This is a genomic window from Sinomonas sp. G460-2 (assembly GCF_047759905.1).
Classification (GTDB): Bacteria; Actinomycetota; Actinomycetes; order Actinomycetales; family Micrococcaceae; genus Sinomonas.
On sequence record NZ_JBKZWT010000027.1, the window covers coordinates 1 to 25,943 of the forward strand.

Sequence of the window (25,943 nt, forward strand, 5' to 3'; positions counted from 1 at the left end):
CACCGCGAGCACTGACAAAGGGTCGACGACGCACGTCTGGGATACCTCTGCACCACGGTCTCCGCTAACGTGGAAGCGCACACCGATCCAGGGCCGGGCGAAGGGCCCCGGCCCTCAGACCGACAGGAGCTCCTCCCGTGACACGAATCGGCAGACGCATCCTCGAAGCTGGCTTCGGACATCCCTCCGGGACGCTGGGACGGATCGGCGGCCACCTCATGGCCAGAGGGAACGCCGACACCGAACGGCACCTCGTGGACCTGGCCGGGCTCACGGAAGGCGAGCGTGTCGTGGTCCTCGGCCCCGGACCCGGCGTCGGCCTCTACGCGGCAGGCATGCGGTGCGCGAACGTCATCGGCATCGATCCCTCCGAGCTGATGCGCGAGGCAGCTGCCCGACGGTGCGCTGAGCTGGTCCGCCGAGGGCGGGTCAGCCTCGAAGCAGGCCAGGCCCAGGACACAGGCCAGCCAACGGCATCCGCGGACGCCGTCCTCACTGTGAACACCGTCCATATCTGGCCCAACCTGACAGCCGGATTCACCGAGATCTGCCGCGTCCTGCGTCCCGGCGGTCGGCTGCTGCTCTCAGCCCACCAGAAGTGGCTTCCCGGCGGCGCGCCAGCCCTGGCCAAAGCTCTCGCCAGCACCGGATTCACTGACATCGAGACCTGGACATGGAACCCGCCCGGACGGGGAGCCGGCACCGCAGTCCAGCTCCGCGCGGCCCGCTCAGCCCACTGAACGACGACTCCACGTCGAGGCAGCATACGGAGGATTCTGTTGCCGCGGGCGGTCGCGTGCACGCCCGGGGGCCAGCGCCAAGCGCGGCGCTGATTGTCGGCGGCGCTCGGAAACTGGACGGGTGCGGCGTCCGAAAGGTGAACACTCAACGATTGGAGGGTGATCGCTTTGGAGGACTGGGCGCTGATCCGCAGGCTTGCCGCGGAAGGGGAGCCGAAGGCGAAGATCGCGGCGAGGTTGGGTATCTCGCGGACCGCGGTCATCAGGGCCGTGGCCTGGGCTGGCCGCCGCGGTACGAGCGGTCGGCGAGACCGACGTCGTTCACGCCATTCGAGGCTCGGGTGCGGGAGTTGCTGACCGGGACCCCGGACATGTCGGCAACCGTGCTGGCGGAACGGGTCGGGTGGACGGGGTCGATCCGCTGGTTCCGTGACAACGTGCGCCGGCTGCGTCCGGAGCAGCAGCGGATAGATCCGGCGGACCGGCTGGTCTGGGCGGCCGGAGACGCCGCGCAGTGCGACCTGTGGTTCCCGCCGTGCAGGATCCCGCTCGAGGATGGCTCGAGCAGGCTCCTGCCGGTGTTGGTGATCACCGCCGCGCACTCGAGGTTCATGCTGGCCAGGATGATCCCGACCCGGAAATCGGAGGACTTGCTGCTGGGCTCATTGGAGTTGCTGCAGCAGCTGGGCCGGGTTCCCAGACGGCACCGCGGTTCTCCGGTTAAGAGTTTCTCGCAGGGCTCGTCGCTTCCCAGTAGCCGCAGATATTCCAGGTTTGGACAGGGGCGGCCGAGAGGATCTTACCGATCGTGCGCGCCCCTCGGCGCTCACCCCGCTGAACCTCGTCTTTCATCGCTCAGAGGCTCCGACCGCGGCCGGATGCGGATCCCCGGATGGTCGGGCGCTCGGTTTCGGCTTGCTGGGCCGTGTCGGCTGCTACCTTCCATGCCTGGGCTGCGTGGTGCGCTGGATGCGGTAGACGGCGTCGCGAGGATCAGAACGTCGTGACCGTGCCCCTGGGGGCGTCATCGGGCCAGCGCGCGATCGCGAGTCGGATACGGGGTCTACTGGTGGATTCGGTTTCGGGCACTCGGGCTATTCGACCGCAGAAGTGTCCACGCCAGAGACCCCAGAACTGTCCGGGATGGGTTGACACCCGAGTGTCCGAGATCTCCTGAGACATAACACATTCAGAAGAAGCTTCCCTGGGATGGGAGACGCTTCTGAAGGCACTGGGCGTCGGCGGGCGTGGTCAAGACGCCAGGCCGCGATGACTTTGAGTGCAGCGCTAAGCGCTCAGGTGCGGAATGCTCGTCAGGGGCGCAACCGGAAAGGCGGGTAGGCATCGGTGACGAGAATCCCCGCGTAGGCGACCACGCGCACGTTCCAGCGCATCACGCCCACTACGAAGTCGAACAGTCCGCGCGGGTAGTGGCCCGTGAAGATGATGGCGAACCAGGCTATTACCGCTGCGACCACCGCGCCGACGAAGAGGAAGGCGAGGACGATGTAGTGCGGAATCGCCAAGATCCACTTCACGAGGGGCAGCCATCGGTTGAGGTCAACCCGCGCGTCGGGATACCGAAGGTCGAGACGCACGGCTCGCTCGTCGTCGGTTGCAGGGTAGTGGTCATCCAAGAGCAGGAGGTATGCAGCGAGCCGGTTGACCAGGCGCAGCAACTGGAGGTTCCAGTCGAACCACCACCGGGGGTATTTCTGGCGGAAGAGGATCATCAACAGCGTCGGCAGGAAGAGGAGACCGGTGCCATTGATCACGAGGTCCCGCCCGGTGGATGCGGTGTTCAACGTCGTACTGCCGATGCTGGACACGACGATCGCAAACGGGATCGCGAGGATGATTCGGAACGCGCTGCTCACGCGGTCGAGCTCACGGTCCGGGTAATCCACGGAGAAGCTCACGGGCGGGGCACTCGGTGAAGCTGCTGGCTCGCTGACAGGCACTGCCATCTCCTTCGATCGCCGCCGTGGAACACACACTGCGACTGTGCCCAGTTTGGCCGGAAGCGCTCGGAGATGGCAGTGCCAAAAGCCCCTCTGGACGGCGAAGAGGCGAAGCGGCCTACCTCGGGGGCAGACGACGACCCACAGGCGGCCAACTCCTCGAAGCCTGTTCCAGCAGGCTTCCGAACCAGCTGCTCTTGGGTTCTGAGTGGGTGTGGCCTGAGCACCACTGGCCAGCGGGAACGGCGGCCTTGACGTCGGCGACGTGTTGGCCACATCCGGCCCACGTGGTCTTGCCGCAGGTCTTGCAGCGGATAGGTCGGCACATGGCTGTGCTTGGTCCTCTCGGTGGTCGGTGATCTGTCAGGCAGAAACTTCGCCGGTTTCGAAGGCGTCGGCGAACTCGCAGAAGGCACTGTAGGCACGAGCTCCATAGATGGTCGCAGGTCCACCGTGCATGAGGAACGTGACGCCGATTGCCTCAGCGGCTTCCTGACGCGTGGCGCCCGCCCGGGCTGCGGCCTGGGCATGCGAAGCGATACACCCGTCGCAGCCTTCAGCGACGCCGATCGCCATGGCGATGAGTTCCTTGGTCTTGCGGTCCATCGCGCCGTCCGCAAAAGCCGCCTGCGAAAGGGCGCCGAACCCCTTGTAGACGTCGGGGATCGCTCGGCGCAGTTCACGATGAAGTGGTGACAGGTCTTCGAGGACACGTTTGCCGTGCCCCTGAGACTGCAGTCCTGATTCGTCGGCTGTGGTTGTCATTCCTGTTTCCTCACACCTCGGATTTGGGGGAGTCGTCTCGTTGCGGCCATTCAATAACCCCCTGGGGGGATACGATGAGATTAGCACATCCCCCTAGGGGGTTGTACGATGAGGCGAAAGGGAGGAAAGAGATGGCTGACTTCACACTCACCGCGACCGTTGCGGTACCCCATGACAAGGCACTCGCCCTGGTCCGCGATGCACTCGTTGATGCGGGATTCGGAGTGCTCACCGAGATCGACCTGAGCGCGACTTTCCGCGCGAAACTGGGGGTCGAGATTCCCCCGCAAGTCATACTTGGCGCCTGTCGGCCCCAGCTGGCGCGCGCTGCGCTCCTAGCTGACCCACGGATCGCCGCACTGCTGCCCTGCAACGTCGTCGTCACGAGCGCAGGAGACGATTCGACCACCGTCACCGTTCTCGACCCGGATGTGCTGCACGCGCTCACGGACCATCCCGATCTGGTGAATGTCGTCGCCGACGCGCGGAAGCGAATCAGCCAGATGCTCAACGCCCTGACAGCCACTGACAAGGAGCCAGAGAATGCAACTGGAGCCTGACGAGATGAAGGCGATCATCACAAGGATGAAACGCGCCCACGGCCACCTGGCCACGGTCATCCGCATGATGGAGAACAGCGCCGAATGCGAGGACGTGCTCACCCAACTCGCCGCCGTCAACAAGGCGCTCAGCCGAGCCGGCTATGCGCTCGTGTCGACCGGGCTTCAGCATTGCCTCACCACGGAAGACCCCAGCACCTTGGACGTTAAGCAGCTGGAAAGGCTCTTTCTTTCACTCGCATGATGGCCTTCCCGGACATCGCTGCGCGCGAGGCTGCGCGTCCGCCCGGAGCAGCGCTAAGGTCATCCCATCCTCGTCGCGCCCTCCCCGTTAGTCGGCTTCGCGGGCTAGCTGTGAGGATTCTGGGTCCGCTTGTAGCAGTCCCGCCAGATGAGGCTGTGAATCGGGATGAGCCGCGGGATCGAGCGGAGGCCCGGGATGAAGGGCACAAGCATAAGCACCAGGGTGAAGAACACCATGATCCCGCTGATCACCAGGTCGGCGTTCGAGAGTCCGTTGAACGGCGGGATCTGGTACCAGAATGAGAACAGCCACAGCCATGATTGGCCCGGGTAGTTGCCGGTCTCGTTCATCATTCCCCACTGGCCGCCCGTGAGGTGCTCATCGTCGGCGAGGCCCTTGAAGTACTGGCCGTCACCGAGGAACAGCTCTGTGCGGGTGTGGTCCATCCCGGCAAGTGTCCCGCCGTCGAGCAGGCTGTCCAGGGTGCCCTTCTGCGCTATCGCCAATAACGCGATCAGCACGTCCGCGCGAGACCCGGCCTTTCGTCCCTAGTACGGCCCACAGAGGCGTCTACTTGGCCTTGTCACTGATTCCCAAGCCTACGAACGACGGCACGGTTCATGAGCGCGCCGAGCAAGGACATCATCATGGCAGGATGTGACGTTTTGCGGAAAAGACTACGCGAGGACATTCACGGTCACGGTGGGCGACCAGACGGGCACATTCGACAGATTTGAATGCGCAATCCACCATGGCGCCGGCCTGTGAACACTGTGACTGCCGGGTCGTGGAGCACACCATGGAGACCGACAGGGGAACCTATTGCTGCAGTCATTGCGCACATGAAGCCGGTGCGCAGCAGCGGGAGAGGCCACACGTCAGCGCTGACCTCGTCACGCCGCCCGTCGCGCCCTAGCAGCAATCACGCGGGTGGGGATTCGGCCAGGGGACCGACTGAGGAGGAGGCCCGAGTGATGAAGGAAGCCATCACGGTCTGCCCTCACTGCGGCAAGCCGAACAGGGTTCCTTCGAGCGCCAACGATCGGTATGGGGCAACTGTCACCACGAATTGCCCTGGATCGTCGACGCTGGAGACGCCGACTTCGCTGAAATCATCGAAGGAGCATCCCTTCCTGTGCTCGTCGACTTCTGGGCGGCGTGGTGCGGTCCGTGCCGCATGGTCAGCCCCGCTCTCGACCAATTGGCCCGAGAACCCGCGGGACGAGTGAAGCTTGTCAAAGTCGACATCGATGGTGCTCCCCAGCTTTCCGCGCGTTTCGGGATCCAGGCTGTACCCACCCTGACGGTTGTCGCGGGGGAACCGTTGTCGCGCGTCAAGCTGGGGCGGGGTCGGCGCCCGTTCTCCGCTCATGGCTCGACGGTGCGCTGTCCCGCAGCCGCGCGGTCGGCAAAGGCAACTAAAGGTCGACTTCTATAGGGGTTGACAGAGACAGCTCGCGCCGAACTGCGGTCCGCCCGACTGGGCTCGTTATTCGGGGTGCTGCGGTGGTGCCACCGTTTGACCTGCGGAAACGCTCTTCGTCCCGCGAAGCGGCGCGGTGTGGCCGAGCAGCTCGGCGGCGAGCGCGATTCCGGCATGCTCGTTGATTGCGGTGGCCACCGTCCGCCGGAACTTGCGCGGCGTGACGGGGGCGAGACGGGCCAGATCCAGGACGTGGCGGGGCTGCCGCCGAAGTCTGTTCGTCGTAAGCTGCCCTCGCGAGAGCAGAACAGCAGGGCGTCGGGGTCGATCGTGCCGAGCGCGAGCAGGCGCCGTTTCACGGCGCTGGCCGTGAACGAGGGGACTGCCACGGTTCGACGGGACTTCGCCGTCTTCGGGGTGTTCTGCGGGTCGGTCGGCTCGCCCTGACTCCGTAGCGACGGCTTCGCGAGGCATGGGTCCTAAGCCGGTCGGCCAGGGCAGCGGGCCGGATGCCCCGTCTGACCCCGGGGCCTCCGAGATATACCGGTCAGATGACCGTCATGCCAGGCGATGCGTCAACCATGTGCCCGGGTCCGTTGCTCGAGGGGACGTTCGATTCGCTGTTCGCCAGTGCGTCCTTGAGGCCAAATGATCCCGGGTTCGCCCCCTGATGTCCGAAGGGGTGGGTCGCTTCATGCGCACACTATGACATCGGTACCGGCGGCCTTGAGCCGATTGTCGACGTCCGGGCCAGGAGCCGCATCGGTGATCACGACATCGACGGCAGAGAAGTCGACCAGCCTCACGGCGGCGGACCCGTTGAACTTCTCATGGTCGGCGACGAGGACGACCAGAGAAGCGCTTTCGATCAGCGCCTTCTTGACGGGCCGCTCGATGTCGGTGGTGACGTAGATCCCGGCTGCGTCGATCGCGGCGGCTCCGAGGAAGAGGGTGTCGGCTTTGAGACCTGCGAGGCCTTCGACGGTGCGCGGGCCTACGAGGGCCTGGCTCTCGATGAGGAGCTCTCCCCCGAGCCCGAGCACGCTGGCGTTGGGGAACGAGAGCATGTGCTGGAGAACCGGAATCGAATGGGTGATGACGGTTCCGCGGAAGTCGGCCGAGAGCTCGTTGACCACGGCGAATGCGGTGGTGCCGGCGTCGATCGCGATGACCCCGCGATCTGGGATGTACTCCTGGGCGGCGACGGCGATCTTGTGCTTGGCCTCGGAGAGCCGTCGGGCGCGGCGGGAGAAGTCCGCCGTTCCATGGGCGCTGTGGGGGAGGGAGGCTCCGCCGTGGACGATGTTCACCTCGCCGCGGTTCGAGAGGTTCTTGAGGTCGCGCCGGACTGTCATGTCCGAGACGCCCAGCTGCTGCACGAGTTCGGAGACGGAGACGAACGGCGAGCTGCGCAGCTGCCGCAGGATCTGGTCCTGACGTGCGCGAGCGCTGTCCCGGGAAGACTTCACCCCGGCTTCGGCTGACTCAGGCGCCACATTGCCCCCTCGGGTCTCTCGGCCTACCAGACTATGATATCACTTCAACACCTGTCTGTTGACTTTCCAACATATGGTGTTTAGATTCTTTCATGTGATCGCCGTCATAGACGACGCGAACCGAGAGAGGATCCCCCTTGCTGGTTTTCGTGGGAGTTGCTACCGCAGACGCGATAGCGCTCGTGGACAGATACCCCGACGCGGATGAGCGCATCGTCGCCCAGGACGTCCTCTTCGCGGGGGGAGGTCCGGCGGCTACGGCCGCGGTGGCCGCAGCGAGGCTCGGCATCGACGCCGCGCTCGTGAGCGCGGTGGGAGACGACGACGAGGGCCACCGGATCGTCGAAGGCCTCGCCGCAGAGGGAGTCGACGTCTCAGGCATCCGGCGCATACCGGGAGGCAGATCCGCCCGCAGCGTCGTGGTGATTGACGGGCCCCACAGGACCCGGGCGATCGTCAATCGTCCGGGGCCCGACATCGAGCTCGACACGGATCCCGCGGCTCGCGCCCTCATCGAGGCGTCGGACTGGGTCCACGTCGACCAGCTGGGGTGGGGGCCGGTGCGGCGGTTCGTGAACCGTCTTGCACAATTTCCCCGGCTTTCGGTTGACGCGGGCAATCCCATCCCCGGCTATACCCAGGCGGGGACGGCCCTCTACGCGCCGACCCTTCCCGCTCTGATGGCGCGGTACGGGTCTCACGTCGGCCCGAACGACACCGAGGCGCTGCTGCGACGCGCGCTGGCCGACGGCGCGCAGATCGCGGTCGCGACGGGCGGCGGCGATGGCTCCTGGGGCATCGCCGGCAACGGCACGCTCAGGCATGCGACGCCGCCGCCGGCAGACATTGCGAGCACGCTCGGTGCAGGCGACGTCTTCCATGGCGCTCTGCTCGCGGGGCTCGTGAGGGCCGCACGCGGCGAGTTCGAGGGCCTCGGCGAGGCGCTCGCATACGCGACCACCGTAGCGTCCCTCTCATGCCGCGGCATCGACGGCCGATCCCGCATCCCCGACCACGCCGAGGCGCTCCGGTGCCTCGCTGCTTCGACCGCACCTGCTACCCAAGGAGAAGACCTTGCCCGCTGAGTACCCTGCCCCCACCACCGCCGCAGCCACGCTCGCTGATCTCCAGCGGCCCTCTGGCGCGTTCGCGATGCTCGCGGTGGACCAGCGCGAGGCGCTGCGCAACATGATGGCCGAGCACCAGGACGGCGCCGTCACCGACGAGCACGTGAGGGACTTCAAGCTCCAGGCCGCGCGGATCCTGACCCCGCATGCCTCCGCCGTCCTGATCGACCGCCAGTTCGCGCTGGAGGAGGCCATCGCCCAGAACGTCGTCGCACCCGGCTGCGGCCTCATCGCCGCGGCGGACCACTTCGAACCGGCCTACGGCGAGGTGGTCGGCAAGGTCAGCATCGACCGCGCGCTCGATCCGGCCTCCCTCCGTGCCCGTGGCGCCGTGGCCATGAAGCTCTTGGTCCTCTACCGTCCCGACGGCGGCGCAGAGGAGCGTATCGCGATGACCGAGGAGTTCGTCGAGATCTGCCGGAACGCCGGGCTCGTGAGCATCATCGAGCCGGTTTCACGCAAGCCCCTCGACGGAAGCCAATGGGACTGGAACGCGGGGGTCATGGCGGCCGCAGATGAGCTCGGGAGCCTCGGGGCCGACCTCTACAAGGCCGAGGTGCCGTTCCACGGCCAGGCCGCTGAGTCCGAAGTGCGCGAGGCGTGCCGGCGGTTGAGCCGCACGATCGCCAGCCCGTGGGTCGTCCTCTCCTCGGGCGTGCCGCAGGACGTCTTCCCCCAGGCCGTCGCCTGGGCCTGCGAGGAGGGCGCGTCGGGCTTCCTCGCCGGGCGTGCAGTCTGGGCCTCCTCCCTCGGCAGCTCCGACGTCGCAGAGGACCTGCGCACGAATGCCGTGGGCCGGCTCGAGCGGCTCTGCGGCGTCGTCGACACCCATGTGAAGGCCTGAGGCGATGACCGACGTCGTAATGATCCCCACTGCACGGCCGACCTTCGTCACGGACGTTGCCCTGGAGCGCGCCGTGGCGGCGCGCAAGCTTCTCGAGGAGCTCGGCGCAACGGTCCGCGGGCCGGAAGAACTCGTCATGACCCCCGATGACATCGAGAGCGCCCGCTCCTTCCTCCTCGGCGGCTCTGATCTCGTGGTCAACGTCTGTGCCTCCTTCTCTGACGCCACTCCGGCGCTCGAGCTCTACTCCGGCTTGGACAAGCCTCTGCTGCTGTGGTCCTTCCGTGAGCCCGGACCCGTCGGGGACCGGCTGTGGCTGAACTCGCTGTGCGGGGCCAACCTCTTCGGCCACGCCCTGAGGCGCAACGGCCAGGAGGTCCGGCTCGTCTATGGCGACCCCGACGACGCCAACGTGCGCGCCCGGATCGCGGAGGCTCTCGACGGAACACTGCCCGCGGCGCCCGAGCTGCCCACTGAACAGCATGAAAGGGCCGACGCCAGCGAGGTCGCCGCCGACCTGGAGGCCCTGCGCGGTCGGCGTATCGGGATCCTGGGCGAGGCCCCCGCGGGCTTCACGCCCAGCGACTTCGATCCCGAGCTGCTCCGGTCCCTCTTCGGCCTCGACGTCGATCCCCTGGGTATCGACGACGCCTTCGAGCAGATCCACGGCGTCTCGGAGGACGATCGCAGCCGGGAGTACAACGCCGTCGTGGCCGCACGCCCCACCCTCACGGCATTGGACGGGACCCAGGTCATGGGGCACGCGGCGGTCACCGCGGCACTGCGGGCATGGTCCGAGCGGGCCGATCTCTCGGCCGTGGCCGTGCGCTGCTGGCCCGAGTTCCCGACCCAGCTCGGGGTCTGCCCGTGTTCCTCGCTCTCCAGGCTCGCCGACGAGGGTACGCCAACGGTGTGCGAGCGCGACGTCTACGGGGCCGTGACCATGCTCCTGTGCGAGGCCCTCGGTTCGGGGACCACCTATCTCGTCGACACGGTGGATCTCGACGAGGAGGAGAATCTCGTCCGGCTCTGGCACTGTGGCTCCGCCGCCACGTCCCTGGCCGCCGACCCCGACAACGCCACCCAGTACGTCCACTGCAACCGGAAGATCGGCGTCGCGGGCAACTTCCCGCTCAAGACGGGACCGGTGGTCCTCGCCCGACTCACCGAGGACCTGCCGGGCTCCGAGAACCCGACCGGCCTCCGGCTCCTGATTGCCTCGGGTGTCTCGATCCCGGCCCCGAACCGGTTCCAGGGCAACACCGCCGACGTCCGCATGGATGCGAACGCAGCGGAGATGGTTGCCGGTCTTGTCACCGGCGGCTTTCCGCACCACACCGTCCTCGCCTGGACGGACATCCGCCCCAAGCTCAGAGCCGCCGCGGATCTGCTTGGAATCCCCGTTGTCGAATGGTGAAGAACAAAGGAGTTGCACCGATCATGTCCGACTTCAGCCAGAACGCCCCCCTGAGCCGCCGCCGCATGCTCCAGCTGTTCGCGGTGACCGGCGCCGCCGCATCCCTCGCCGCGTGCGCGGGACCCGGCTCGACCAAGCCAGGGGCCGGCAGCTCTCTCAACACGGCGAACAAAAGTGGAAAAGTCTCCTTCGCGCACTGGCGCGCGGAGGACAAGGACGTCTTCGCCAAGCTGATCGACAAGTTCAAGCAGGCGAACCCCGACATCGACGTCACGCAGGACATCACGACGTCCACTGACTACCAGGCCCAGGCCCTCCAGCGGATTCGCTCCGGCGCCATCGGCGACGTCGCGCCTGCGTTCCGAGGCTCCCAGTTCGAAAGCTTTGTCTCATCGGGGATCTTCACCGACCTCGGCACGAGCGGGCTGACCGACAAGTACACCGCAAACCTCATCACGAGCGGGGCCGAGAACGGCAAGCAGTACGGCTACCCGTACCAGATCGTGCTGCCCATGCCGGTGGTGAACACCGATATCCTCGGCAACGCCGGAATCAGCAGCATCCCGACCGACTGGGATTCCTATCTGGCAATGCTCGAGGCGATCAAGTCCAAGGGGATCACGCCCGTCGCGTTCCCCGGGGCCGACGCGGGCAACGCCGGGCAGCTGTTCAACTCGATGATCATGAACGTCGCGCCCTCCGACGACATGTGCACCAAGATCCAGTCCGGCGAGCTGAAGTGCACGGACGACTGGTTCCTCCAGATGCTCAGGTACTACCGGCAGCTGGCCCCCTACATGCAGCCCAACTCCGCCGGCTCCGCGGTCGAGCCCGCCGAGCAGCTCTTTGCCACGGGCAAGGCAGCCATCCTGGCCACCGGCAGCTACCACGTCGCCGCCGTACGGAAGCTGGGGGCCAAGTTCCCGGTCGACCTGGCCCCGCCGATCACCTCCGCGAAGGGGAAGGCCAGGTACGAGGGCACCTACAACTCCACGTTCATCCTCGGAATCAACTCGGCATCGAAGGTGCAGGGGGCGGCGCTTGCGTGGCTCCAGTTCCTCAGCGACCCCGCCAACGCCACCGCCTACGCGAACGCGACCGCCCAGTTCTCCCCGGTCAAGGGCGTGGAATACACCGACCCAGACCTCAAGGCGCTCAGGCCGTGGCTGGACAAGAAGACCATCCTCGCCCCGCGCTACCAGTTCACAGACCTCGACGTCCAGCATGCGGTGGAGGCGGCAGCGGTGAAGGTCCTCGGCGGCACCGATCCTGCCAAGGCGGCCGACGACGCCCAGAAGGTTGTGGATCAGCATGTCAAGGCCAAGTGACCTCCCCACAAGGCTCCGGATCAGGGCACGCAAGGACCGGTCCGGCGAATCGACTGCCTCGCCGGGGACCGCGGCCGGCCCGCCGGCGTCAGCCCCGGTGAGGAGGCGACGCCGGGCCACGAGGACCCCGCTGGCGATGTTCCTCTTCCCGCTGCCTGCGCTCGTGCTCTTCACGTTCTTCTTCGCTGTCCCGGCCCTGCAGGCCATCCAGTACTCGGTGACCGACTGGGACGGCTACAGCCCCACCTACAGCACGCTCGGGATTGCGAACTTCGCGCGGGCATTCGCCGGCGACGTTCTGTTCAGCAACGCCCTCGGCAACAGCATGAAGTTCATGATCGTGGTGGTGGCGGCGCAGACGCTGCTTTCGCTCCTGCTGGCAGTCTTCCTGGTGAAGAACACGAAGGTGAATGTCTTCCTTCGCGCCCTGTACTTCTTCCCCACGATCCTCTCCTCCGTCTCGGTGGCCTTCGTCTGGAGGTTCATGTACGACCCGAACTTCGGGCTCATCAACCAGAGCCTGCACGCCGTAGGCCTCGGCGGGCTGAGCTCCTCGTTCCTGGGAGATTCATCGACCGCGATCTTCTGGGTGGCCCTGACCCAGACGTGGGCCCACACGGGGCAGATGATCGTGGTCTTCGTCGCCGGACTCCAGGCCATCCCGGCCGAGCTGTACGAGGCCGCCGAGGTCGACGGAGCGAGCAAGTGGGACCAGTTCCGATGGATCACCTGGCCTCTCGTCGCCCCTGCGACGTCGATCGTGGTCGCCTACACGACGATCCAGTCGTTCAAGTCGTTCGACCTGATCCTCGGCCTCGGCGGGAATCCCCCCGGGTCTGGCCTGGATATTCTCTCCACCCGCATCTACACCACGTTCGCGAATTCCCAGTACGGCTACGCAGCCGCGGAGTCGATCCTGTTCATGCTCTTCATCGGCGTGACGACGTTCTTCCTGCGTCGCGTGCTGCGACTCGTCCAGAAAGGCTGAGCGATGGCCGGCAAGCTTTCCAAGGGCGCCATCCTGGCGGTCTATGCGGTCCTGATCCTGGTTCCGCTGCTCGTGGTCCTGTTCGGGACGTTCAAGACGACCCCGGAGCTCTTCGCAAGCCCGTTCGCGCCGCCGAACCGGCTCGACCTCGGCAACTACGGGGAGGTGCTCGGAGGCCAGAACCTCGGCACGGCGTTCCTCAACAGCACGATCGTGACGGCCTGCTCCGTGACGCTGACGCTGTTCATTGCGACCCTCGCGGCCTACGGGATCTCGCGCATTCCCGGATGGAAGGGCTGGCTGATCTTCGGCTTCATCGTCCTGGGCATGTCCGTTCCCGCGCAGGCGAACATGATCCCCCAGTACGTGCTGTTCCAGCAGCTGGGCCTGCTCGACAGCCAAGTCGGGCTGGTCCTCATCAACATCGTGGTGACGCTGCCCGTCGCGGTGTTCATCCTCGGAGGGTTCATGCGGACCCTCCCGTCCGACCTCTTCGAGGCTGCGAAGGTGGACGGCTCGGGACCCTGGCGCACCTACTACGCAGTCGCCGTACCCCTGTCCCTGCCCTCGATCGCAGCCACCGGCATCTTCCTCTTCGTCATGCACTGGAACGACCTGCTCTACCCGCTGCTGTTCATCTCCTCGCCCGAGAAGCGCACGCTGCCTGTGGCCCTGCTGAGCTTCCAGGGCGAGTTCCTGACCAACTACCCCCTGCTGTTCGCGGGAGTCGTCCTCGCCTCGATCCCGATCGTGGTCGCGTACGTCTTCCTCCAGCGATTCTTCGTCGCCGGCATGACCGCCGGCGCCGTGAAAGGCTAATCCGCCATGTCCCATCGCACGGGCTCCTCGGACACCGTGATCCTGCGACACGTCAAGACTGGTTCCAGCGACGGCGGGCAGCTCGACCTGTCGGTGACAGCGCTGCCGGCCGTCCAGCTGGACCCCATGCCCGGCTGGCTCACCGGCGAGACGCTCAAGGAGCAGGGGGTCGAGGTCAGCATGCCGAACCTGCCCTCCTCGATTCGGCTCCCACGCCTCTCCCCCAGCCCGTGGCGGCTCAGGGTGGTAGCCCACGGGCCGCGCACCGCGCGCATCGTGCTCGCGCCGGAAGGCCACCGCGTCTTCACCCAACCCCCCACCTGGCTGGGGATCGTCGCCGAGGGCGCATCGACGCCGTCGTCCGTCAGCGAAGGCGACCGCGAGTTCAGGCTCGACGGAGACGAATTCTCGGTGAGCGTCGATCGGTCGCCGTTCACCCTGAAGATCACGGACCGCGAAGGCCGCACCGTCCTGCGCACCGCCGAGCGGCTCCGTCAGGTTGCCGGGTTCCCGATGGCGCCACCTGCGCTGCTCGAAGCGGGAAGAGCGACCCTCAACCTCGAGCTCGCGGCCTCCGAGGACATCCTCGGCTTCGGCGAGCAGTTCGGTCGGCTCGTGAAGAACGGCCAGAAACTGCACCTGCGATCCGAGGACGCGCTGGGCACGGGAACCGGCATGGCCTACAAGCCCGTCCCGGTCTGGCACTCCACCGCCGGCTACGCGGGCTTCCTCAACACCGGCGCCGCCGTCACGGCCGACGTCGGCCATCACCGCCCCAGCGTGCTCTCCTTGTCCCTTGACGACGACGCGCTCGACCTGTTCGTCTTCGTGAGCCCCGACCCTGCCCAGCGCCTGGCTGACTACACAGCCCTCACCGGCCCGTCACGGGTCCCTCCACCGTGGGCCTTCGGCTACTGGATGGGGCGGTGCCGCTACCACAGCAGCACCGAGATGCTCGACGTCGCCCGAACCATGAACGCCCACGCCATCCCGTGTGACGTCCTGCACCTTGACCCCGACTGGCTCGTCGTCGACCGGCTCAACACGGACTTCATCTGGAACGAGCAGCGGTTCGGCCGGCGGAAGGACTTCGTCGCTCGTCTGGCCGCCGAGGGCAAGCGGCTCTCGGTCTGGGAGCTTCCCTACGTCGACCCTGCCTCGCCAATCTACGCGGACCTTGAGGAGCGCGGATTCTTCGTCAAGAAGGACGACGGCGCAACGGCCCACCTGGGTGGCACCCCGACCCCGGACGGACGACCCAGGGCCCTCATCGACTTCTCGAATCCCGAGGCCCGTGCCTGGTGGAAGGAGCAGCACCGAGCGTTCCTCGACGACGGGGTCGCGGTCTTCAAGACCGACTTCGGCGAGGGGTTCCCTGCGGAGGGAGTCCTCGCGGAGGACACTCCCCCAACCCATCACCACAACCTCTATCCGCTCCGCTACAACAGCGCGACGAGTGAAGCGATCGCCGAGATCACCGGGCGCGCCCCGCTCGTGTGGGGGCGCTCCGGCTGGGCCGGGTCGCACCGCTACCCCGGCCAATGGGGTGGCGACGCGGAATCCACGGTCGCGGGAATGCAGGCCACGCTTCGCGGCGGCCTCTCGTACGGCATGGGCGCACCCGGTTTCTGGAGCCACGACATCGGCGGATTCTTCGGCCCGGAGCTCACCGATGGCCTCTACGTCAGGTGGACCCAGTTCGGTGCCTTCTCGCCCCTCATGCGCGCTCACGGGCTCAGGCCGCGGGAACCGTGGGCCTTCGGACCCGAGGCCCTCAAGATCGCGAGGATGTGGATCCGCCGCCGCTACGAGCTGCTTCCCTACCTGTGGCAGTCAGCGGTGGAATCGGTCCGCGAGGGCCTTCCCATGATGCGACCGCTCCACCTGGCCTTCCCGGACGATCCGGTGGCGGTGGGCATCGACTCCGAGTTCATGCTCGGCCGCGACCTTCTGGTCGTCCCGGTCTTCGACGATTCCTCGGGGCCCGCGACGCGGACGTTCTACGTTCCGGCCGGAGAGTGGACCGATTTCTTCACCGGGGCCCGCTACACGAGCGGCCACCACACCCGTACTTTCCCGCTCGACACTATGCCGGTCCTGGTCCGTGAAGGCGCCGCGATCCCCACCGTCCGGGTCCCGGAGACCGCTCGGAACACCGACGAGATCCTGGACCAGCCGTGGGTCGTGCACCGCTTCGGCCGTCGCGACGAGCCGCTGCCGCCGTTCCTGGGCTTCGACGGCGTTATCGCCAACGCCGGGACGATCGAGATCGTCGACCATGACGCCTGAACAGTTCGCCGGGCGGGTCCAGAAAGTCCGTGGGGTCGCGGCCCGGAGCGGGCTCGAGCGCATCGTCCTGAGCGCGCCAGCCTCCCTCTCGTGGCTCTTCTCCGCCCGCTCGCACGTGCCAATGACCCTGGACGCCGCGTGCTGCGACGTCGTCATCGACGCCGGGGAAGCCAAGCCCACCGTCATCGCGAACGCCATCGAGGTCCCTCGCCTCCGGGATACCGAGTTCGCGGGCCTCGACTTGGACTGGCTCGAGCTGCCCTGGAGCACAGACAGGAGGGCCGCCGCGGCAGGGTTCGCCGACGCAGGAAGCGACAGTGGCCTGCCCGGATCGACGAACGTCGCCGCGGATATCGTGGCGCTCCGGCGGGTCCTCGACGACGGCCATATCCGTATCCTCACCGACGTCTGCCGCGACACCGCCGCCGCCCTCACTGCTGCGGCGCCGCGCCTCCACCCGGGAATGACCGAATACCAGGCCGCGGCGGTCATGGTCGAGGAACTCATGGAATGCGAGCTCGACCCCGTCTGCGTCTTCGTCGGCGCGGACGGCCGCGGCGAACGGCACCGGCACCCGCTCCCGACCAGCGCGCGGGCCGAAGACAGCCTCATGCTCGTCTGCTGCGGCCGCAGGCAGGGTCTCATCGCAAGCGCCACCCGATTCGTCTTCTTCAACCAGCCCGCACCCGTGGCACTCGACGCCTACCTGCGGCTTCTCGTCGTCGAGAGCGCATACCTCGACGCGAGCCTCCCCGGAACGCCGATTGGGAAGGCCTTCGACGCCGGCGCCGCGGAATACGCCAGACAGGGCTTCGACCCCGACGAATACACACGGCACCACCAAGGCGGATTCAGCGGCTTCACGCCCCGCGACTACCCGGCCCACTCGGCAAGCACGGAACTGCTCGTCGAGAACTCGGTCGTCGCCTGGAACCCGAGCGCCGCCGCCTGGAAAGTCGAGGACACGAGCCTCGTCACCGCGACGGGACCGCTCCCGCTCGTGGACGACGGCGTCTGGCCCACCATCACCGCCGGATCGCGGCGGCGGCCCGCTCCCCTTGTCTTGTCCTGACCTCACTCACGAAAGGCTCCCCGCAATGACGGAAGAAACCACCCTCATCAACGGCCAGTGGCGCAAGCTCGCCAGCCGCAAGGACGTCCACAACCCCGCCACCGGCCAGACCGTCGGCACGGCCTGCTGGGGTGACGCCGCGCTGGCGACCGAGGCCGCGGACGCGGCAGCGGGGGCGTTCACAGGCTGGTCGAAGACCCCGGCGCGGAAGCGCGCCGACATCCTCCTCCGAGCGGCCGAGCTGCTCCTCGAGCGGCGCGAGAGCATCGCGGCCACCCTCGCGGCAGAGGCGGGCAAGCGGCTCCCCGAGGCGATCGGCGAGATCAGCTTCTCCATCGAATACTTCAAGTGGTTCGCCGAGGAGGCACGCCGCCCCCTCGGGAACGTCATCCCCAGCGAGGACCCCGCGCGCCGCCACCTGAGCACCCGGTCCGCAACGGGCGTCGTCGTCAGCCTGACCTCGTGGAACTTCCCCTGCTCGCTTCAGGCCCGCAAACTCGCCCCCGCACTCGCGGCCGGGTGCACCGTCGTCGCCCGCGTCTCGGAGCGCGCCCCGCTCGCCGCAACCGAGCTCGTACGTGCCATCAACGACGCAGGCCTCCCGCCCGGCGTCCTCAACCTCGTCCACGGCCCCGCCAGGGAGATCACAGACGCTCTCCTGGCCCACCCCTCCGTCCGCGTCGTGACGTTCACCGGCTCGACCGCCGTGGGCCGGCAGATCATGGCCACGGCCGCGAAGCGCGTGGTCCGCCCCCTGCTCGAGCTCGGCGGGAACGCCCCGTTCATTGTCTTCGACGACGCAGACCTGGACGCCGCCGTCGACGCCGCGGTCCTGGCCAAGACCCGGAATACCGGGCAGTCCTGCGTAGCCGCCAACCGGTTCTTCGTCCAGGACGGTGTCTTCGAGGAGTTCGTGACCCGGCTCGCCGGCAGGCTCGACGCGCTCTCGATCGGCGACGGCTCGGCCGAACCCGTGCCCGACCTGGGGCCGATGATCAACCAGGACAGCGTTGCCTCCGTGCAACGCATGGTCGACGAGGCGCTCGAGCTCGGCGCCAAGGAACGCACCTCGTGGCGCCAAGTGCCCGCGGGGGGATCGTTCCTGCGCCCCATGCTGCTGACCGACGTCCCCGAGCAGGCCGCGCTCGCGCGGGAAGAGGTCTTCGGCCCCGTCGCCGCGGCGTTCCCGTTCACCGACGAAGCCGAGGTGCTCGGGCGCGCCAACCACACCGAGATGGGCCTCGCCGCCTACGTGTTCACCCGCGATGCGGCGCGGTCCTGGCGGGTCGCCGACGAGCTCGAAGCCGGGATCGTCGGGATCAACGACCCTCTCCCCTCCGTGGCCTTCGCGCCCATGGGCGGAGTCAAGCAGTCAGGCCTCGGCAGGGAGGGAGCGAGCCTCGGAATGGAAGAGTTCACCGAGCCGAAGTACCTCGCCTGGCGACCCTGACCAGACCAGGAAACCCCGTGAGCCCTGACCATCTCTGGTCCCTCGCCGCCCTGGCCGGAGCGACCTTCCTCGGCGCCTCCACCCAGCGCATCAGCGGGGTCGGCTTCGCCCTCGTCGCCTCGCCGTTCCTCGTGATGATCCTCGGCCCGTTCAACGGAGTCATCGTGGTCAACGTCTTCGGCACGCTGACTGCCCTGCTCGTGTTCGTCCAGGTGTTCAGGCAGGTCGAATACCGCCGTGTCTTCGCCATGATGATCCCGGCCATCATCGCCGTGGTTCCCGGCTCATGGGTCGCCTCGCACGCCCCGCCCGCCCTGCTCTCCACGCTGATCGGCGCCATGATCATCCTCGCCCTCGTCGCGAGCCTCACCGTCAGACAGGCCCCGGCCCTCCAGAGCCGGTTCGGAGCAGCAGCTGCAGGGTTCGTCTCGGGCTTCATGAACGTCACCGCCGGCGTCGGCGGACCGGCGGTCACGGCCTACGCACTCGCGAGCCGGTGGAAGCACGCCGCCTTCGCGGTCAGCATCCAGCTCTACTTCTTCGGCGTCGGCCTGGCCTCCCTCGCCGCCAAGCACTCCGTCCCCGCACTGGACCTGCCGCAGTGGGCGGCCTGCGCAGCAGCGCTCGTCCTCGGAATCGTCCTCGGCAACTACGTCGGACCGAAGATCCCCGCGAAGGCGAGCAGGGCCGCCGTCGTCGTGCTCGCCTTCACCGGCGCGGCCCTGCTCCTCGTCAACGGCATCCTGGCGCTGGCCTGATCCCTATCCGCCAAGGCGCAAACCGACTGGCCCGTGTCCCGATCAGGTCCAGGTCTCGATGTCCTCGCTGCCGAATTGGACGAACATCGTTCGGCCGTTTCCCTCGACGGCAGTCGGTTGGCGCGATATCCGACGGGCAGATTCGCACGTCCCATGACGACATGACGCAACATCGGGACAGGGCCGCCGATCGAGTTCGGGGCTGTGTCGGCGGTGCCAGATGAGACGGACGATCAGTCGCCTGACTTCCGGCAGGGAGAGGGCGATCAGCTCGCCGCAGCCGGAGCCCCCGTTCTGGACCGGATCATGGTCAGGAAGGCGTGGGCGACCACGGAGAGGGTGATGTGCCGGCACCAGCTGGTCCATTGCCGCACTTGGTCGTGGTCGAGCCGGCTTCGGCTTGGCCGCCCTTGGCGGTCTGGAAGGTCTCCTCGACGGCCCAGCGGGCCCCTGCCACGCGGACAAGCTCGGCGAGCGACACGCGCGGCGGCGTGTGGCAGATGTAGCAGGCCGGATCCGTGGGGTCGGCCAGCGACCGGCGGGCGAGCAGCCAGTGTTCGGCCTGCCCGTCGTTGGCGCCATTGATCCGTGCCCGGGCCCGGGCGTAGCGGTGGTCGCTCTTGGCTGGCCCCCGCCCAGCGCACCATCCGCCAGCGCTACGCCGCAGGCGACGTGTCATTCGCCGACCTGGCCGAGGAATACCGCGGCGGCCGCTCCACCATCCGCCGCGTCCTCCACCGACCGGCACCCTCGCCGCACTGACCGGGTGACAGCCTTGGGCACAGAACCCGAAGCCAGGAGTCCCCCCAGCCAAATCCGCCCGATTTTCCCCCGTCACTACGGGGACCCCGGCTGGCCAGAGCCGGCCAGACGGACGATGCTGTTGCCTCTCTCGAACAGGCGTCCCGACCCCTCGTGAACCGCCCTGGGTCTGCGTTCGGCTCGGCCAGCATAGAACGCCTGCTCGAACTCGGCGGGCGGGATGTCGCCGAGGTAGCCGTGGGGGCGCTCGGTGTTGTGCCGGTGGACCCATCCGAGGGTCGCGAGCTCGAGGTCCTCGACGGTCTTCCACTGGCCGGGGCGTCCAGGCCCGCGGACGGGTTCGGTCTCGTAGTAGCCGTGCACCGTCTCGGCCAGGGCGTTGTCGTAGCTGTCGCCGACGGTCCCGATCGACGCCGTCGCGCCGATCTCGGCGAGTCGCTCGCTGTCGCGGATCGACGTGAACTGGCCACCGGCATCGCTATGGCACCGCAGATCCTCATGATGGCGTCCTCTGACCAGCGGGCCATCTCGATTGCGTGGAGGACCATCTCGGTGCGCATATGGGACGCGCAGCGCCAGCCGACGATCATTCTGCTAAATACGTCGATGATGAAGCAGACGTAGGCCACGCCCGCCCACATGGACACGAACGTCAGGTCGGTCACCCAAAGCCGGTTGGGGGCCGCCGCGTGAACTCGCGGTTCACCAGGTCCGGATGCCGAGCAGCGGCGGGATCAGCCCTGGTCGTCCTGACCCGCTTGGTCCGAGTCGCGCCCTCGATGCCGGCGGCGCGCATCAGCCGGCCGGTCTGATCGCGACCGATGTCGATCCCGGACCGGCGGGTGGCCTTCCAGAGCTTGCGAACTCCGTAGAGTTGTCCTTCAAGAGCGTCACAAGCTTGGGGATGAGGGCTGCGTCGCTCACTGCGCGCGCCGAGGGAGCGGGGTCCTTCGTGGCGTAGTAGGTGCTCGGAGCCACCGGCAGCAGGCTGCAGATGGGCTCGACTCCGAGCGGGCGGCCCTCTACGAAGCCGTCCTTGTTCGCATCGATGAACGCGGCTACTTCCGGTGTTGGCGGTCGAGCTCCGCCCCGGAGAAACTCGCCGCCCACTTGAGGATCTCGTTCGCCCGGCGCAGCTCGCGGTTCTCCTGTTCCAGCTCCCTGATCCGCCGGGCGTCGGCCGTGCTCACACCCGGCGCCGCGCCGTCGCCGATGTCGGGCGGGCGCACCCAGGCCCGCACCGATTCGGGTCCAGCTGGGCCGCGACCCGCTGCACCCTCCCGTGCTCGGCCCCCAGCTCCGCGCGCAGGGTCCGCACCATCCGCACCGCGGCAGCCTTCTCCTCCGGCGAATACCGACGTGCCGTCGGCTACCCAGTCCCGTGACTCGTTGCAAATGACTCCGTCCCCGTTTCCAAGGTCGGGAGTCTCCATCAGACCCAGGGCGGTTCAACCAGTCTCGGGAGCACAGCCTTCGGGACCGAATGCCCTGTCGGCGCTCCTCCTTTGCGCGGCACACTTGGGGTCCCTGCCGAACAAGGGGAAGGTGCGCGATGCAGAACGAAGAGGCAGTACGCCTGCCTGCGGCTTGCTCAACCGCAGGAATCGCGCGGACCTCGACGCGACAGGCTGGGCTTTTGCCCTGGGGCGTCCTGAGCGGCGGTCGCGGGGAGCGTGCTGGAGCAAGACGATGTCGGACAACGACCGAGAGAGGTGCGCCGATGCGCCATTCTGAATCCATTGCGGCAGGCCTGTTCGTTGTTGTCCTGACGGCGGGACTGTCTGCCTGTGCCGACTCGCAACCGAAGAATCCGCCGTCGACTGCCCCGGCTTCCACCGCGGCCCCTTCGCCGTCCGGGCCTGCCACCACGACAGGGTCTGCCCCTGCAGCGCCCTCACCGCTTCCTGACACGCCCGGCCATCGGGTGTTCAACTGGAACTCGACCGCTGGGTCGTGTCCCTTCACCACCAGCGACGACAACGACTTCACCGCCGGATGCGGGAAGGACGGCGCGTATCAGGTCACGGCGAAGAAGGACGGGGAGTTCTGGTCGTCGCAGGAGGATGCCAAGCAGGCGCACCAGGTGGTGGCGGCCCAGATGCAGCTGACCTCCGGTTCGGCGACCGCTGCCCAGTTCGGTGTCCGATGCGCGGTCCAGGACAACACCCACGCCTATACGTTCACGGTCAAGACGAACGGCCGGTGGGCGATCTTCAAACAGGCCGGGGACCAGTGGCAGATTCTGGCTAAGGGCGACGACCAGACCCTCCAGAGCGGCTCCGTCGCCCTCGTGGCCTACTGCAACCCTGACAACTCGTTGGCCCTCGAAGCCAACGGACGACAGCTCGGCAGGGCCAAGGACGACTCCGGCTCCCCCTACACCGGCACCGCTGCGGGCGTGATCGTATCGCTGGAGAAGGGAGGGACTCCTCCGGAGTCTGTCCGCGTCATTGCACTCCGGATCACCCTAGCGTCCGTCAGCGGCTGACCCGAGACCAACGTCCCGTCCCCGGAAACACGACACTAGTGGTTCGCAATCGGAGAACCGCAGAGCGCTTGCACGGCGCAAAGGCTGTCGTATGGATGAACCGCATACGCGAGCTGCGTGGATCCACCGTTGGGTGAGCGTTCCGAACGAGGGGAGCTCTGTTCGCTCCCGCGCACCGTTGGGAGCTGAAGATATCGCCAACGATTGGCGGGACCGCAGCGACCCTGACCGGGGTAGCTGAGACAGGCCCGCCCAGCGGCAACGCGGATGGGCGCGCTCTGGACGTCGCCCTGGGGCTGTCCCGGCGGCTCGCTGACGGCGCGGGTGTGGTCGATCTCGGCGACGTTCGATGAACGAGCTGCTCGCAGTCGGGCCGAAATTTTTCCTCACGATGGGCCCCGTTGATGAGCAGGGCGAGTTCGGCAGCCCGTGATCGGACGCGGACGTAGCGAACTGCGTTGACGCCTCAGCATACTTGAGCCAAGCAGATACCTCACGTCAGTATTGGGTATCTGCTTGGCTGAAATTGGTGCGCGCGGAGAGGACGCCTTCGCGTCTGGCAGCAGACCGAACTTCGGCCAGGAGGGCTCGACATTCGTTGGCGAGGGCGGCGGTGTCGAGTTCGCCGGCGCTGCTCTGCAAGGTCAGGGACGGACTGGCTCCAGCTGATTCAGGGAGTCGTTGGTCTCGCGAACCCGTCGAGCGCCTTCACGAGGCGCTCGGTCGTGTCGTCTCCCGCTCCGTGGGCGTCTGCCTCGATGATCTCCAGCGTCGCCATGGGGAGGTGTTGCGCGATTTCATATGCGGATCGCAGCGGCGAGGCGATGTCGAGCCGCCCGCGCAGGAAGTACGCCGGGATGTGGCTGATGCGGTGAAGCCGTGAGGTAATGGCGTCGTCGTCCAAGAACGCGTGATGGCCGAAATAGTGGGTCACGAGCCGGGCGAAGCCCAGCCGCGCAGATGGCTCCTGCCACCGCGGGCTTGGAATAACGGGACCCGAGAGAGTTGCGATGCGGTCCTCCCAGGCGCACCACGCCCGTGCCGCCTCATCCCGCACGCCTGCGTCCGGGGAACGCAGCAGGGCGCTCATTGCCGCGGGGATATTGCCGCTGCGCGACTCGGGCGGGATCACGCCGAGGAGTTCGTCGAACTCCTTCGGGTAGACCTCGCCCATGACGTGGGTGAGCCAATGGACGTCCTTGGCGCGAGTCGTTACCAGTGCCCACAGGACGAGCTCGGAGACACGCTCGGGATGCTCGACTGCGTAGCTGAGCCCGAGGGTCGACCCCCACGAAGCGCCGAACAGCAGCCACCTGTCGATTCCCAGGAGGCCTCGCAGGGCTTCGACGTCGGCGATAAGATGCGCGGTTGTGTTGTTTTCGAGGGCTGCGAGGTCATCCCGCGCGCTGGGCATGCTTCGCCCGCATCCTCGTTGGTCGAACATCACCACCCGATATCGGGAAGGGTCGAAGAACTGCCGCCACCACGGGGTGGCTCCCGATCCCGGGCCGCCGTGGAGCACGATCGCCGGTTTGCCGTCTGGGTTGCCGCAGACCTCCCAATAGACCCTGTGCCCGTCGTGTGTCGGCATCGTCCCCGCACTGTATGGTTCGCCAATCGGGTAGCTCACGCCGAACAGCTTAGGCCGCCGTCGTTGAGGGCGAACGCGCTTGGCGAGCGCGTGTCGAGTCTCGCCGACATCGGCCGCCCAATCGGCGTCGTGGTGTAGGGAGAAGCCGTCAAGCCTGGGGGAAGAAACCTCTCACTCGGCGAAGTCCGAATCCGCGTCGTGGGGGATCACGAGGTCCTTCAAAGGCTCTGGGTCGGCGTTCGTGGCCTGTTGGAGGAGCCGGTAGAAGAGCAGGCCGCGGCTCTCGCCTGTGCGGCGGTTGAAGCGGAATGTGAGCTCGTCGAGGTAGCAGTCCAGCTGCCCGCGTGTGGCTATGTCGACTTCCCGTGACACCGTTTGTCGACTTCGACGGACACCACCCGGCCGGCGTGATTTCGATGTCGACGAGGCTTGACTCACTCCTGGCGACTCTTCGCGCTGCTACTATCGCCGCATGCGAGTGCAGCAAGTTACGACAACGCCGGATCCGTTCCGGCGTGCCCATTAGCGCCTCCTCGCGCAGCTTGAGCCCCGGAAAATCCCTGGGGCTTTGTCGTGACAGGGGATCTCTCGAAGAGGCTTCCACTTCGAAAGGGAGAAGATCCATGACCGACCACGAGCACCGGCCCGAAGCACGCGACAAGAGCAGACCGCCTGAAACCACGTCTCGGACCGGCCCAGTGGAAATCCGCCAAGCCGTCCCGGACGACTGGCGACTGATCCGGTCGGTGCGCCTGCGCGCGTTGGCCGAGGACGCTGCGACGTTCTCGGCAACCTTGGCTGATTGGTCGGGCGAGAATGACCGCGAGGAACGATGGCGATCGCGGCTCGACCCGGCTGTGTCCATCACCTTGGTCGCCGTCGCAGGCGCGTCGCCAGTCGGAATGGCCAGCGGTATCCCGGGGCAGTCCGCCTCGTCCATTGCGCTTGTGTCGATGTGGGTTGCTCCAGACGTCCGAGGCCAAGGCGTAGCACTGAGCTTGATCCGAGGGATCGAGTCTTGGGCCGCAACACGCGCCACCGAGTTAGAGCTATCAGTCATGGCCGATAACGCACCCGCGTTCCGCCTGTATGCCAAGGCAGGCTTCACTGTGGACCAGAACCGCAAACCCGACGGGTATGACAGCGAAATCACGATGGCCAAGTCGTTGGAACAGCCCGCCTGACCGTCTTTCGCGTCGGCCGTGGTGGTGTCGGATGAAACCGGCACCACCACGGTAGCGAAGCATCGACAGGGTGTCCGTCGAAGTCGACCAACGGTGTCAGGGGAAGTCGACATAGCCACGCGTGAGATGCTCTGGTGCAGGGTGCCGTCGATCCAGCGCTCGAGCTGGGAGGCGGCCGTGTGGACCGCGGGCATGTTCACGTGCGCCGGGATTTTCGAGCCGAGCTGGGTGAAGTACTCGTGCTGTTAGCCCAGGTCGGCGAAGCGCCGCATCTGCCTCGCCCAGTCCGTGGTGGAGCCGGGCGCGACGACGCGCTGACCGAACTTCACCAGGGCGGGCCTTCGGTCGCTCGGCGGCGATCAGGACCGAAACCTTGTCGGGTCCGAGACCGGGCGTGTCTCGGTGGACGTCGCCGATGAAGCTCTCGTCGACCTCGACCAGGCCGGAGAGCATCTCCCGGTCGGGGCTCACCAAGGCGCGGCGAAGCTAGGCCGCGCCAGCGTACTTCAGCTAAGCAGATACCCAATTCCTTCTCACTAAGTCTACCCGACGGTCTCGAACTGCCTTCCTGGCGAAATCAGCTTCGATAGGTGGTTACTACCTTCCGAGGGCAGGTGACTGGTGCTCGGGAGCTACG

Annotated in this window: 23 protein-coding genes, 4 pseudogenes and 1 other annotated feature; of the genes and pseudogenes, 18 read left to right on the forward strand and 9 right to left on the reverse strand. The window is 67.1% G+C overall.

The genetic code is table 11. The annotated features are described in order from the left end of the window. Window positions 1-137 precede the first annotated feature (137 nt). The gene (locus ACLN58_RS04990; RefSeq protein WP_415854177.1) at window positions 138-740 is read left to right on the forward strand and encodes a class I SAM-dependent methyltransferase; all 603 of its coding nucleotides are present in this window, start codon (window positions 138-140) and stop codon (window positions 738-740) included. Between the two features lie 159 nt (window positions 741-899). Beyond that, on the forward strand, window positions 900-1,097 hold the full coding sequence (locus tag ACLN58_RS04995; protein WP_415854178.1) for a helix-turn-helix domain-containing protein: 198 nt from the start codon (window positions 900-902) through the stop codon (window positions 1,095-1,097). On the opposite strand, the gene ACLN58_RS05000 is transcribed toward ACLN58_RS04995, so the two are convergent. From ACLN58_RS05000 to ACLN58_RS05010, 3 genes are all read right to left on the reverse strand, one after another. Beyond that, window positions 1,003-1,353 carry a hypothetical protein gene (locus ACLN58_RS05000; RefSeq protein ID WP_415854199.1) on the reverse strand — a complete coding sequence of 117 codons (351 nt, stop codon included), beginning with the start codon at window positions 1,351-1,353 and terminating at the stop codon, window positions 1,003-1,005. The two genes, ACLN58_RS04995 and ACLN58_RS05000, sit on opposite strands and share 95 nt — an antisense overlap. Window positions 1,354-2,053: 700 nt before the next feature. Further along, entirely contained in the window at window positions 2,054-2,701 is a 648-nt protein-coding gene (locus tag ACLN58_RS05005) for a DUF4389 domain-containing protein (RefSeq protein ID WP_415854179.1), read from the reverse strand. A gap of 363 nt (window positions 2,702-3,064) precedes the next feature. Beyond that, window positions 3,065-3,466, reverse strand: a complete 402-nt coding sequence (locus ACLN58_RS05010; RefSeq protein ID WP_415854180.1) for a carboxymuconolactone decarboxylase family protein — start codon at window positions 3,464-3,466, stop codon at window positions 3,065-3,067. A 131-nt stretch (window positions 3,467-3,597) separates the two neighbouring features. Here ACLN58_RS05010 and ACLN58_RS05015 point away from each other — a divergent pair, with 131 nt between their 5' ends. Continuing rightward, window positions 3,598-4,026 (forward strand): DUF302 domain-containing protein, encoded by a 429-nt coding sequence (locus ACLN58_RS05015; protein ID WP_415854181.1) that lies wholly within the window; start codon window positions 3,598-3,600, stop codon window positions 4,024-4,026. Continuing rightward, window positions 4,010-4,270, forward strand: coding sequence for a metal-sensitive transcriptional regulator (locus tag ACLN58_RS05020; RefSeq protein WP_415854182.1), 261 nt, complete (start codon window positions 4,010-4,012; stop codon window positions 4,268-4,270). The genes ACLN58_RS05015 and ACLN58_RS05020 overlap by 17 nt, the downstream gene beginning before the upstream one ends. A gap of 104 nt (window positions 4,271-4,374) precedes the next feature. Here ACLN58_RS05020 and ACLN58_RS05025 read toward each other — a convergent pair whose 3' ends face one another. Beyond that, window positions 4,375-4,791 (reverse strand): hypothetical protein, encoded by a 417-nt coding sequence (locus ACLN58_RS05025; RefSeq protein ID WP_415854183.1) that lies wholly within the window; start codon window positions 4,789-4,791, stop codon window positions 4,375-4,377. A 453-nt stretch (window positions 4,792-5,244) separates the two neighbouring features. On the opposite strand from ACLN58_RS05025, the pseudogene trxA reads away from it, so the two are divergent. Further along, window positions 5,245-5,692, forward strand: a pseudogene (gene trxA / locus ACLN58_RS05030) (thioredoxin). A 139-nt stretch (window positions 5,693-5,831) separates the two neighbouring features. After that, window positions 5,832-6,140 (forward strand): hypothetical protein, encoded by a 309-nt coding sequence (locus ACLN58_RS05035; protein WP_415854184.1) that lies wholly within the window; start codon window positions 5,832-5,834, stop codon window positions 6,138-6,140. 245 nt (window positions 6,141-6,385) lie between these two features. Here the strand turns inward: ACLN58_RS05035 and ACLN58_RS05040 are convergent, their stop codons facing one another. Then, entirely contained in the window at window positions 6,386-7,162 is a 777-nt protein-coding gene (locus tag ACLN58_RS05040; RefSeq protein WP_415854185.1) for a DeoR/GlpR family DNA-binding transcription regulator, read from the reverse strand. 164 nt (window positions 7,163-7,326) lie between these two features. Between ACLN58_RS05040 and ACLN58_RS05045 the strand changes: the two genes are divergently transcribed. The 10 genes from ACLN58_RS05045 (at window position 7,327) to ACLN58_RS05090 (ending at window position 19,281) form a co-directional block, all read left to right on the forward strand. Further along, the gene (locus tag ACLN58_RS05045) at window positions 7,327-8,274 is read left to right on the forward strand and encodes a carbohydrate kinase family protein (protein WP_415854186.1); all 948 of its coding nucleotides are present in this window, start codon (window positions 7,327-7,329) and stop codon (window positions 8,272-8,274) included. Further along, complete coding sequence (locus ACLN58_RS05050; RefSeq protein WP_415854187.1) at window positions 8,264-9,160, forward strand: aldolase; 897 nt, start codon at window positions 8,264-8,266, stop codon at window positions 9,158-9,160. The genes ACLN58_RS05045 and ACLN58_RS05050 overlap by 11 nt, the downstream gene beginning before the upstream one ends. A 4-nt stretch (window positions 9,161-9,164) precedes the next feature. Continuing rightward, window positions 9,165-10,577, forward strand: a complete 1,413-nt coding sequence (locus ACLN58_RS05055) for a hypothetical protein (protein WP_415854188.1) — start codon at window positions 9,165-9,167, stop codon at window positions 10,575-10,577. Window positions 10,578-10,600: 23 nt separating this feature from the next. Then, complete coding sequence (locus ACLN58_RS05060; RefSeq protein WP_415854189.1) at window positions 10,601-11,905, forward strand: ABC transporter substrate-binding protein; 1,305 nt, start codon at window positions 10,601-10,603, stop codon at window positions 11,903-11,905. Between the two features lie 136 nt (window positions 11,906-12,041). Further along, window positions 12,042-12,893, forward strand: a complete 852-nt coding sequence (locus tag ACLN58_RS05065; protein ID WP_415854190.1) for a carbohydrate ABC transporter permease — start codon at window positions 12,042-12,044, stop codon at window positions 12,891-12,893. 3 nt (window positions 12,894-12,896) lie between these two features. Further along, window positions 12,897-13,712 carry a carbohydrate ABC transporter permease gene (locus ACLN58_RS05070; protein WP_415854191.1) on the forward strand — a complete coding sequence of 272 codons (816 nt, stop codon included), beginning with the start codon at window positions 12,897-12,899 and terminating at the stop codon, window positions 13,710-13,712. A 6-nt stretch (window positions 13,713-13,718) separates the two neighbouring features. After that, window positions 13,719-16,001, forward strand: coding sequence for a TIM-barrel domain-containing protein (locus ACLN58_RS05075; RefSeq protein WP_415854192.1), 2,283 nt, complete (start codon window positions 13,719-13,721; stop codon window positions 15,999-16,001). Beyond that, entirely contained in the window at window positions 15,991-17,073 is a 1,083-nt protein-coding gene (locus ACLN58_RS05080) for a M24 family metallopeptidase (RefSeq protein ID WP_415854193.1), read from the forward strand. The genes ACLN58_RS05075 and ACLN58_RS05080 overlap by 11 nt, the downstream gene beginning before the upstream one ends. Window positions 17,074-17,098: 25 nt before the next feature. Further along, on the forward strand, window positions 17,099-18,523 hold the full coding sequence (locus ACLN58_RS05085; protein WP_415854194.1) for an aldehyde dehydrogenase family protein: 1,425 nt from the start codon (window positions 17,099-17,101) through the stop codon (window positions 18,521-18,523). A 17-nt stretch (window positions 18,524-18,540) separates the two neighbouring features. Beyond that, window positions 18,541-19,281 carry a sulfite exporter TauE/SafE family protein gene (locus tag ACLN58_RS05090; RefSeq protein WP_415854195.1) on the forward strand — a complete coding sequence of 247 codons (741 nt, stop codon included), beginning with the start codon at window positions 18,541-18,543 and terminating at the stop codon, window positions 19,279-19,281. Window positions 19,282-19,547: 266 nt separating this feature from the next. On the opposite strand, the pseudogene ACLN58_RS05095 reads toward ACLN58_RS05090, so the two are convergent. Both ACLN58_RS05095 and ACLN58_RS05100 read right to left on the reverse strand, forming a co-directional pair. Further along, window positions 19,548-19,837: pseudogene (locus tag ACLN58_RS05095) on the reverse strand (IS701 family transposase); the annotation flags it as partial. A 392-nt stretch (window positions 19,838-20,229) separates the two neighbouring features. Next, window positions 20,230-21,364, reverse strand: a pseudogene (locus tag ACLN58_RS05100) (IS3 family transposase); the annotation flags it as partial. Continuing rightward, window positions 21,013-21,147: a sequence feature (AL1L pseudoknot), on the reverse strand. It overlaps the preceding pseudogene by 135 nt. Window positions 21,365-21,967: 603 nt before the next feature. Here ACLN58_RS05100 and ACLN58_RS05105 point away from each other — a divergent pair. Continuing rightward, window positions 21,968-22,531: a hypothetical protein gene (locus ACLN58_RS05105; RefSeq protein WP_415854196.1), complete on the forward strand. Its 564-nt coding sequence runs from the start codon at window positions 21,968-21,970 to the stop codon at window positions 22,529-22,531. A 670-nt stretch (window positions 22,532-23,201) separates the two neighbouring features. Here the strand turns inward: ACLN58_RS05105 and pip are convergent. Continuing rightward, the gene (pip, locus tag ACLN58_RS05110) at window positions 23,202-24,161 is read right to left on the reverse strand and encodes a prolyl aminopeptidase (protein ID WP_415854197.1); all 960 of its coding nucleotides are present in this window, start codon (window positions 24,159-24,161) and stop codon (window positions 23,202-23,204) included. 132 nt (window positions 24,162-24,293) lie between these two features. After that, window positions 24,294-24,461: pseudogene (locus tag ACLN58_RS05115) on the reverse strand (IS1595 family transposase); the annotation flags it as partial. A gap of 284 nt (window positions 24,462-24,745) precedes the next feature. Between ACLN58_RS05115 and ACLN58_RS05120 the strand changes: the two are divergent. Further along, a complete protein-coding gene (locus tag ACLN58_RS05120; RefSeq protein WP_415854198.1) occupies window positions 24,746-25,306 on the forward strand; it encodes a GNAT family N-acetyltransferase in 561 nt (186 codons plus the stop codon). Window positions 25,307-25,943: the final 637 nt, after the last annotated feature.

Bases quoted from the DNA above. Each gene is read 5' to 3' on its own strand.
- ACLN58_RS05000 (WP_415854199.1), bottom strand. From the start codon at position 1,353: ATGAACCTCGAGTGCGCGGCGGTGATCACCAACACCGGCAGGAGCCTG.
- ACLN58_RS05070 (WP_415854191.1), top strand. From the start codon at position 12,897: ATGGCCGGCAAGCTTTCCAAGGGCGCCATCCTGGCGGTCTATGCGGTC.
- ACLN58_RS05085 (WP_415854194.1), top strand. From the start codon at position 17,099: ATGACGGAAGAAACCACCCTCATCAACGGCCAGTGGCGCAAGCTCGCC.
- ACLN58_RS05080 (WP_415854193.1), top strand. From the start codon at position 15,991: ATGACGCCTGAACAGTTCGCCGGGCGGGTCCAGAAAGTCCGTGGGGTC.
- ACLN58_RS05055 (WP_415854188.1), top strand. From the start codon at position 9,165: ATGACCGACGTCGTAATGATCCCCACTGCACGGCCGACCTTCGTCACG.
- ACLN58_RS05010 (WP_415854180.1), bottom strand. From the start codon at position 3,466: ATGACAACCACAGCCGACGAATCAGGACTGCAGTCTCAGGGGCACGGC.
- ACLN58_RS05015 (WP_415854181.1), top strand. From the start codon at position 3,598: ATGGCTGACTTCACACTCACCGCGACCGTTGCGGTACCCCATGACAAG.
- ACLN58_RS05060 (WP_415854189.1), top strand. From the start codon at position 10,601: ATGTCCGACTTCAGCCAGAACGCCCCCCTGAGCCGCCGCCGCATGCTC.
- ACLN58_RS05020 (WP_415854182.1), top strand. From the start codon at position 4,010: ATGCAACTGGAGCCTGACGAGATGAAGGCGATCATCACAAGGATGAAA.
- ACLN58_RS05065 (WP_415854190.1), top strand. From the start codon at position 12,042: ATGTTCCTCTTCCCGCTGCCTGCGCTCGTGCTCTTCACGTTCTTCTTC.
- ACLN58_RS05075 (WP_415854192.1), top strand. From the start codon at position 13,719: ATGTCCCATCGCACGGGCTCCTCGGACACCGTGATCCTGCGACACGTC.
- ACLN58_RS05120 (WP_415854198.1), top strand. From the start codon at position 24,746: ATGACCGACCACGAGCACCGGCCCGAAGCACGCGACAAGAGCAGACCG.